Raw genomic sequence first — 8,806 nt, forward strand, 5'->3', positions numbered from 1 at the left:
GTGCGCGCAGCCGGATCCCGTTCCTGCGCGTAGGCGCTGTCTTCCAGCGCGACCACCCGCGGCGCCCGTGCCCGCAGCCCCTGCCTGGGCGCCGCGAGGTCGTGTGCCCACCCGCTGCGCACCAGCGCCTGCGCTTCGGCGGTGCGTGCGTACCCACCGAGCAACGCAGCGCAGCGGACCTGGTGAGCGCGCAGCATCGCGACTTCACGGCTGTGCGGATAGGGCGCCCGTGGCTCGGCCAGCGAATCGTCACCGTCGTCCCACATGATCACCAGCCCGAGATCCGCCACCGGGGCGAAGACCGCACTGCGGGTGCCGATGACCAGCCGCGCGTCACCGCGCAGCACCGACAACCAGCGCCGGTATCGTTCCGCCGGGCCAAGCCCGGCTGACAGCGCGACCACCCGGGAATCCTCGACCTCGGCGACTGCAGCGGTGTGGAGAAGATCGACGTCGCGCTGATCGGGGACCACCGCGAGCACGCCGCGACCGGTGCCCACGGTCACCGCCGCGGCCTCGGCCAGCCGGTGTGCCCACGACTCGCCGGGTAGCGCCTGCCAGACGGCTCGCGCCGCGCGGCTGTCCTGCAGTGCCGCGATGAACTGCGTCCCCCCGCTGTAGGCCGACCAGCCCGCGGTGTCGGGCTGCGGGGTGACGAAGTGCCCGAGGTGAGCCGGCGGCTTCTTCTCCACGTTGGCGTGGCGCGGCGGCACGGCCAACCGCAGCACGTCGGCCCGGGTGCCCGCGTACCGGGCGGCGACCGCGTCGACCAGCCGGCGGACCTCGTGGGTGAGCACACGCTCGGCCGAGACCACCTTGTCCAGCCAGCCGAGCTTGCCGACATGGTCGGTGTCCGAACGTCTCTCGAGCACGAACGCGTCGACCAGCCGGCCGTGGAACCGGACCCGAACGCGCACTCCCGGCTGCGCGTCGTCGGACTGGTCGGCCGACACCAGATAGTCGAACTCGCGGTCCAGGTGGGGCACCGAGAGCATCGGCAAGACCCGAGCGACCGGTTCGTGCTCGGCGGCCTGCCGGGTAGTCGTCACCCCGCAGGTCTAGCAGACGGTCCTGACGAACGACCGAAGAGCAATCCCGCGATGATCAACAGCAGCGAGGTGGCGTACGCCCACCAGATCGGCACCGCCAACGCCTCGGTGTTCTCCGGCGCCAGCACGAACTTGCTGATGCCGATCATCGCGTCCGACACCGCGAAGCACACCGCGCCAAGCGCCGTCCACGGTGTCGGGAGGTCGGCGAGCAGCGCGGCGCCCACCATGGCGCCCAGCACCGCGATGTACAGGGTCACCGGTACCGCCATGCCCTCGGCGAGCAGCCGCGGCCAGAACCACACCAGCAGCGCGACGCAGGCCACGGCCACCAGCGCCACCGCGACGATTCGGGCGGGTGTCGGAGCGACCAGCGGCAGCAGCGCCGCCAGGAAACACAGGTGGGCGACCAGGAACGCCGCCAGACCCAGTACGAACGAGGGCTCCCACCAAGGCATCGCGAGCAGGAAGTCACCCGCGGCCGAGAAGAGCAGCGCACCGACCAGCCACCGACGTTCCCGCGCGATGGGATGGCCGAGAGCGGCGCCGGCCAGCAGCACCGCGGGCAGGGCCTTGACCGCGGGTTGCAGGCCGAACTGGCCGGTGAGTTCGGCGCCCGCCGGGAGTCGGACGGCCGTGACGATCAGGAACAGCCCGTAGCCGGCCGCCACGGCCACCCCGACCGACCACAGCACCCGGGTACGCAACTGCGCAGCGACGGTGCTGCCGCGGTCGGTGGTGGTCATGGTCAGAACCTACTAAATCGGGTCGCGTCGTCGCGCGATTGTCCTTGTCCCCCTTCGGCAGATTCGTCTACACCTGCGAATATGGCGCTCTGATAGGTTCTTGAGGCAGATGGTTCAAGCCCTGCGCCGCCGGCAGCCGGACACCGTTCGGGTCGCGACGCTCGACGTGGCGCACAGCCACCGGCGGTCCGCGGTGATCGTCGGACCGGTGCGGCTACCGCCCACCGAGGAGCTCATCGCGCGGTTTGCGGCGATGGCCGCCGTCGGTCCGGTGACGCGGGTGGGGTTGCGTCCCTCGACCACCAGCACCCGCTGGCGGTACGTCCCCGACAGCGTCGGTGATGCCGTCAGCTCCACCGTTCGCGCGGCCGGATCGGACCCCGTCACGCTGCTGGCGCCCCTGCGGCAATGCCCGGGCGACGGCATCCGGGTGTTGGCCGCCGGCGACCATCTGGCCATCGACCTCAGCCACGGGCTGGGCGAGGTACCCCTGTTGGACATGCTCATCGCAGTGCTCCTGGGAAGCGTGGATCCCGCCGACCCGGCTGTTTGGGCCGCCTATCGACATCGGGTACCTCCGCTGCCGGAAGCCGTCCGGAGAGCTTTCGGCCTTGGGCTGCAACGCCTCTGGCCGCTGTAGCGGCAGTATCGCCGTGGTGCCGCGGCGGTGCCGGCCGGGTCCGGCTCGCCGGAACCCAGCGGGATCCTGCCGCGTCCCGCGACATACGTCGGGCAGATTCCGGCAGATACCGTCGCCCAACTGCGCCGCCTGCGCGATTCGGCGCTGCCCGGTGTCAGCATGTTCGCCGTCTACACCTGCGCGCTGCACCAGGCGTTCACCGACGCCGGTTTCGACGTCGATCCGACGGTGACCGTTCGCTTCGATGTCCGCCCGTACCTGCCGACGGGGCACAGCACGCTGGCGACCTTCTCGGCGGGGCTGGAGTTCGCCCTCGATCACCGGGCCGGCCCGCGCGGATTGCATGGCGAGATGGTGGCGGCCAACCGAATGGCGCGGCCCGTGGCCAACCTCGTGGTGAGCACGCTGAAGGCCCGGGCCGCGTTGCGCGCCGGGCACCAACCTGAATGGCTGGCGCCCCCTCGACCCCGGTTGCGGTTGCTGCATTCCAGCATCGGCGACGTCCCCCGCACCGGGTGGACGTTCAGCGAACCGACCGCGGCCCGGATCCTGGTCGCCAGCGACCCGGCCGAGCCGTCAGGGATGACCGTCACGACGTCCACCGCAGCAGGTGCGGTGTGGCTGACGGCGGCATTTCACGATTCGCTGTTCGATGCCGGGTGGGTCGGCACTGCGCTCGATTCGGTTGCACAGCAGGCGCGTTCGCTGATGTCACACCGTAAGGCCAGGTGAACCTCAGCCGCTGCCGTCGGCAGTGGTCTGCGGCGGCACATCCCAGTCGTGGGCGGTTCCGAACACCACGGTGTCACCGTCTTCGTAGAACACCGTCCAGTTCGGCGACCTTCGCAGCGCGTCCTGCATGATGTCGACGGCCTCGGGCCGGAAATCACCGTAGTACCGCACTGCCTTGTTGGATTGTTCGCTGAACAACACGTAGGCCCGGAAGGCATCGTACTGCGCGTAGTCGTCGAGCGTTTTCAGGTCCTCGGGTGTGGGGAACGACGCTTTCAGTTCCGGAAGGTTCGGATCCCGGTAGTCCCACAGATCGAAACCGATGGTCGAGTCGAAGTAGTGGTTGTACCGGGTGACCTCCGCGTAGCTGGCGTTGATCCGGGTCGGCATCCCTCCCAGTCGCAGCGTCACCAGACGGGTGCGCACGTCGGCTCCGTCGGTGATGCGGTCCATCAGTTCGACCTGCGGGCCGCGCTAGTGTGAGTCCATGTCGCCCGACCACGAGGTCCTGATCGTCGGTGCCGGGTTCTCCGGCATCGGGACGGCGATCGGACTGGACCGGTCCGGGATGCGCCACTACCTCATCGTCGAGGCCGGTGACGGTCCCGGCGGCACCTGGTACTGGAAGACCTATCCCGGTATCGCCGTGGACATTCCGTCGTTCTCGTATCAGTTCTCGTTCGAGCAGAGCACCTCGTGGTCGCGCACCTACGCACCCGGGAACGAGCTGCAATCCTACGCTGCACACTGCGTGGACAAGTACGGCCTGCGGCCGAAGATCCGCTTCGGCACCAAAGTGCTCAGCGCGGATTTTGATGATTCACAAGGGTTCTGGCGCATCCGGCTCGAAGGCGCCGCGACGGCCGAGACCGTCACCGCCCGATTTCTCGTCAACGCCAGCGGTGTGTTGACCGTCCCCAACTCGCCTGACATCCCCGGCGTCGACTCGTTCGCCGGAGCGACCGTGCACACCGCCCGCTGGGATCACGACCAGGTGCTGGCGGGCAAGCGCGTCGCTGTCATCGGTACCGGCGCCTCCGCGGTGCAGGTGATCCCCGAGATCGCGCCGATCGTCGAGCGCCTGACGGTGTTTCAGCGCACGCCGATCTGGTGTTTCCCGAAGTTCGACGTCCCGTTGTCCGGCCGGCGCGACGGATGATGCGGCTGCCGCTCGGCAGGACCCTGCAGCGGCTGCTCAGCCAGGCCTACGTGGAGTTCACGTTCCCGCTGGCCGCGCAGTACTTCACCGTCAACCCGCTGGCGCAGCGGATGGACGCGGTGGGGAGGGCCTACCTGCGCAAGCAGGTCGCCGACCCTGCCGTCAGGGACAAACTGACGCCCCGCTACGCGGTGGGCTGCAAGCGGCCCGGCTTCCACAACACCTACCTGTCGACGTTCAACCGCGAGAACGTCGACCTGGTTACCGAGCCCATCGACAAGATCACCGGGTCGGGTGTCGCCACCGTCGACGGCAACCTGCACGAGGTAGACGTGCTGATTCTGGCGACGGGATTCAAGGTGTTCTCGGCACTCGACGACAATCCCTCGGCGCCCACCTTCCCGGTGACCGGCCCAGGGGGACGCTCGTTGAGCCGGTTCTGGGAAGAGCACCGACTGCAGGCCTACGAAGGTGTGAGCGTCCCGGGGTTCCCGAACTTCTTCACCGTCTTCGGCCCGTACGGATACGTCGGCTCGTCGTACTTCGCGCTGATCGAGGCACAGACCCACCACATCGTCAGGTGCCTCGACGCCGCGCGCCGACGACAGGCCACCCGGGTCGAAGTGCGCTCGGAGGCCAACGACCGGTATTTCGCCGAGATGATGCGCAAGCGGCATCGTCAGATCTTCTGGCAGGACAGCTGCCGGTTGGCCAACAGCTACTACTTCGACCAGCACGGCGACGTTCCGCTGCGGCCCACGAGCACGGTGGAGGCCTACTGGCGCAGCCGCCGCTTCCCGATCGACGACTACCGGTTCGTGTCCTAGATCTCCCGGCTGTCGATCTGGCTGTCCGAGTCGCCGCCGTCGTCGGCGTCGGCTTCGGTGTCCTCCCCCAGCGCCGGCTCCAGCGCGATGCTGGACGAATGCTGGCTGCCCGATCGTGTCGGCGCGGCCGAATCGGCCGGTTGGAGCGCGACCACGGCGCCGACGGCTCGGCGCAGCCCGGGCGGGCCCTCGACACGCAGGAACTCGCCGATCCGACCCGCGCGGTAGCGCAGCGGCGAGCCGATGAACTCACCGAGCACCACACCCGAGCCCAGGGCCAGTGCCACTGCGGCCGCCGCGATCAGCTGTCTCATGCCGTCGGTGAACTCCTCGTCGACCGCGAGATAGAACACCGCCCGGAAGACGGCGAGGCCGGGCAGCATCGGCATGATGCCTGCGGTTGCGGTCACCAGCGCAGGCGACTGCCGGCGGATCGAGATCAGCGTCGCGATCACACCGACACCCACTGCGGCGATGCCGCTGGCCACCACCTGGCCGAAGCCTGCGGTGCCCAGCCCGATCAGCACGAGCTCGGCGAGCCCGGCGGTGAGCCCGGCGGTGACCACCGACCGCCACGGCGCGTAACTCGCCACGGTGAGGGACGCTCCTGCCAGCGCCGCACCGACCACCGCCAGGGCGATGGGAAGCGGCCGGTTCGGCATGATGAACGTCTCGGTGGCGTCGACGTGCAGCTCGATCACGACGCCGAGCAGCTCCGCGACCTGCAGGCCGGCCAGGATCCCCACGACGATTCCCGCGGTCAGGAACATCGCCTCGGTGAGCCGGGTGACGGCGGTGAGCATGTAGCCGGTCACCGCGTCCTGCATCGCGCCGACCAGCGTCATTCCCGCCAGCAACATCACGATTCCGGTCGCGACGAGCGCGGTGGGCCCCTGGCCGGCGAAGTAGTAGGCCGCCACCGCGACCAGGGTCGCGATCATCGCGCCCACCACGTGCTGGAAGAAGAACGGGGTACCGATCCTGTTCAACAACCGGCCCGCCCGGTCGATCGTCGCCGCGGTGAGCGCGGCCAGCAGGCAGGTGAGCCAGTTGCCGCCGAACAGCATCGCGATCCCGAGGGCAAAGCCCGCCCACCCGGCGGTGGCCACCCAGCGCGGATACGGGTGTGGCCGCTCGGACAGCTCGTCCATCGCCTCGTGCGCCTCGTCGACCGTCACACCACCCGTGGTGATCCGGCCGACCAGCCGGTCGAGTTCGGCCACCCTGGTGTAGTCGGTCGAGCGGGCGTTCACCGACCGCACGATGGTGATCGGCGGACTGTCGGCGGTCGGCAGTGCCGACACGAACACCGTGGTGACGAAGATGTCGACGACGCAGTCGGTGAGCCGGTAGGCCTTCGCGATGTCCTGAGCGGTCGCGACCACGTCCGCGGTACCCGAGCCGGACGACAGCATCACCTCGGCCAGCCGGATGGTGAGGTCGAGGACCTTGCGGGTGTGCAGGTCACCCATCGTGTTCTGGCTACGGCTGCGCTGACCCGCGAGCGGCGCCGGGTCACGCCGCCCGCGAAGTGCCATCTTCAGGCCACGGCTGATGCGTGTCGTGCCGACCGTTTGATCTCTCGCCATTCCCCAGCAGGATACTGACCTCCCCGGAGGACGCCTTCTCGGGTCGCTCGGCCTAGACCGCGCTCTTGAGGTCGTCGACCTTGTTCAACTGCTCCCACGGCAACTCGATGTCGGTGCGGCCGAAGTGGCCGTACGCCGCCGTCTGCGCGTAGATCGGGCGCAGCAGGTCCAGGTCGCGCACGATGGCTCCGGGCCGCAGGTCGAAGACCTCGCCGATGGCCTTCTCGATCTTGACCGGGTCCACGGTTTCGGAGCCGAAGGTCTCGACGAACAGGCCGACGGGCGCAGCCTTCCCGATCGCATACGCGACCTGCACCTCGACCCGCTCCGCGAGGCCGGCTGCAACGACGTTCTTGGCCACCCAGCGCATCGCATAGGCCGCCGAACGGTCCACCTTGGACGGATCCTTGCCGGAGAACGCGCCGCCGCCGTGCCGGGCCCAGCCGCCGTAGGTGTCCACGATGATCTTCCGACCGGTCAGCCCGGCGTCTCCCATCGGGCCCCCGAGCACGAACTTGCCGGTCGGATTGACCAGCAGTCGCGGCGCCGAGGTGTCCATGGTGTCGTGGCCCAGTTCGGCGAGCACGGCGTCGATCACGTGCTGCTTGATCTCCGGGGACAGCTGGTCGTCGAGGTCGATGCCGTCGGCGTGTTGGGTCGACAGCACGACGGTGTCCAGCCGCACCGGCTTGTTGCCGTCGTACTGGACCGTCACCTGGGTCTTGCCGTCCGGACGCAGGTAGGCCAGTGTGCCGTCCTTGCGGACCTCGGTCAGCTTGCGGGACAGCCGGTGCGCAAGCGCGATCGGCAGCGGCATCAGTTCCGGCGTTTCGGCAATGGCATAGCCGAACATCAGTCCCTGGTCGCCGGCGCCCTGCAGGTCCAGCGGATCCGAGCCGCCACCGACCCGGGTCTCGTGCGCGGTGTCCACGCCCTGGGCGATGTCGGGAGACTGCTTGCCGATGCCGATATTGACGCCGCAGGTCGCACCGTCGAAACCCTTGTCGGAGCTGTCGTAGCCGATCTCGAGGATCCGCTCACGCACCGTGTCGGTGATGTCGGCGAAGGCGTTCTTGGCGGTCGTGGTCACCTCACCGACTACGTGCACCTGCCCGGTCGTCACCAGCGTCTCGACCGCGACGCGCGACCTGGGGTCGTCGGCGAGCAGTGCATCCAGCACCGAGTCGCTGATGGCGTCACAGATCTTGTCAGGGTGCCCCTCGGTCACCGACTCACTGGTAAACAGCCGAGCTTCACTCACGGTCGATCCCTTCTTGTATGTCGTGGCGATGGTCCCGCCCGTTGCGCTCCATCGCGTTGCCTCCTGCACCCAAGCACGTACTGCAACCTCGTGCCCGGCCTACCCCCTGCCGGCACGCAGGAATGCCGCGATCGCGTCCACAATACGGCTGGCGATCAATGTCTTCGAACCGTGCTCCAACGCCGCCTCGGCACCGTCCGCCGACAGCAACCAGCCGTCGTTGTGATCGACCTCGAACGCGCGGTTGTCGCCGACTGCGTTGACCACCAGCAGGTCGCAGCCCTTGCGCTTGAGTTTCGCGCGGGCGTGGAAGAGCACGTCGCCGTTCTCGTCGCCCGTCTCCGCGGCGAACCCGACGATGGCTCTCATGTGGGGCAACTGGCCGTCGGTACGGGCGCGCACCGCCCCGGCCAGGACGTCGTCGTTGCGGACCAACTCGATCGTGGGGTCGTCCGCGGCGTCCGGGCCCTTCTTGATCTTGCTGGTCGCCAGGTGCGCGGGGCGGAAGTCGGCGACCGCGGCGGCCATGACCAGGACGTTGACGTCGGGGGCGCGCTTGGAGACGGCATCTCGCAGTTGGACCGCCGAACCGACATGGACCACGTCGACGCCGGCCGGATCGATGAGGCCGGCCGTGTTTCCGGCGATCAGCGTCACCTCGGCACCACGCTGGGCCATCACCCGGGCCATCGCGTAACCCTGTTTGCCCGAACTGCGGTTGCCGATGAAGCGGACCGGGTCGATCGGTTCGCGGGTGCCGCCGGCGGTCACCAGGACCTTGACGCCGGCCAGGTCGTAGGGCA

General features: G+C 68.9%; 8 protein-coding genes and 1 pseudogene. 3 read left to right on the forward strand and 6 right to left on the reverse strand.

Annotated features, from left to right (window positions below):
- Both WA944_RS08955 and WA944_RS08960 read right to left on the reverse strand, forming a co-directional pair.
- Positions 1–1,049 (reverse strand): primosomal protein N' family DNA-binding protein (locus tag WA944_RS08955; protein ID WP_526646753.1); only part of this gene is annotated, 1,049 nt, incomplete at its 3' end.
- On the reverse strand, positions 1,046–1,795 hold the full coding sequence (locus tag WA944_RS08960) for a lysoplasmalogenase family protein (RefSeq protein ID WP_526371357.1): 750 nt from the start codon (positions 1,793–1,795) through the stop codon (positions 1,046–1,048). The genes WA944_RS08955 and WA944_RS08960, both read right to left, overlap by 4 nt.
- 109 nt (positions 1,796–1,904) lie before the next feature.
- Between WA944_RS08960 and WA944_RS08965 the strand changes: the two genes are divergently transcribed.
- Together WA944_RS08965 and WA944_RS08970 are read left to right on the forward strand one after the other, a co-directional pair.
- Complete coding sequence (locus WA944_RS08965) at positions 1,905–2,435, forward strand: hypothetical protein (protein ID WP_526611164.1); 531 nt, start codon at positions 1,905–1,907, stop codon at positions 2,433–2,435.
- A gap of 27 nt (positions 2,436–2,462) precedes the next feature.
- Positions 2,463–3,167 carry a hypothetical protein gene (locus tag WA944_RS08970; RefSeq protein WP_526646755.1) on the forward strand — a complete coding sequence of 235 codons (705 nt, stop codon included), beginning with the start codon at positions 2,463–2,465 and terminating at the stop codon, positions 3,165–3,167.
- A gap of 3 nt (positions 3,168–3,170) precedes the next feature.
- Here WA944_RS08970 and WA944_RS08975 read toward each other — a convergent pair whose 3' ends face one another.
- On the reverse strand, positions 3,171–3,620 hold the full coding sequence (locus WA944_RS08975; RefSeq protein ID WP_526646757.1) for a hypothetical protein: 450 nt from the start codon (positions 3,618–3,620) through the stop codon (positions 3,171–3,173).
- A gap of 34 nt (positions 3,621–3,654) precedes the next feature.
- On the opposite strand from WA944_RS08975, the pseudogene WA944_RS08980 reads away from it, so the two are divergent.
- Positions 3,655–5,153, forward strand: a pseudogene (locus WA944_RS08980) (flavin-containing monooxygenase).
- Here the strand turns inward: WA944_RS08980 and WA944_RS08985 are convergent.
- The 3 genes from WA944_RS08985 to WA944_RS08995 form a co-directional block, all read right to left on the reverse strand.
- Positions 5,150–6,742 (reverse strand): threonine/serine exporter family protein, encoded by a 1,593-nt coding sequence (locus tag WA944_RS08985; protein WP_526375139.1) that lies wholly within the window; start codon positions 6,740–6,742, stop codon positions 5,150–5,152. The pseudogene WA944_RS08980 and the gene WA944_RS08985 overlap by 4 nt on opposite strands.
- Positions 6,743–6,794: 52 nt before the next feature.
- Positions 6,795–8,003 (reverse strand): methionine adenosyltransferase, encoded by a 1,209-nt coding sequence (gene metK / locus WA944_RS08990; RefSeq protein WP_526610358.1) that lies wholly within the window; start codon positions 8,001–8,003, stop codon positions 6,795–6,797.
- A gap of 99 nt (positions 8,004–8,102) precedes the next feature.
- The coding region (locus WA944_RS08995; protein ID WP_526646759.1) for a phosphopantothenoylcysteine decarboxylase domain-containing protein at positions 8,103–8,806 on the reverse strand (704 nt) is incomplete at its 5' end.

Source organism: Mycobacterium sp., from assembly GCF_049683355.1.
Lineage (GTDB): Bacteria > Actinomycetota > Actinomycetes > Mycobacteriales > Mycobacteriaceae > Mycobacterium.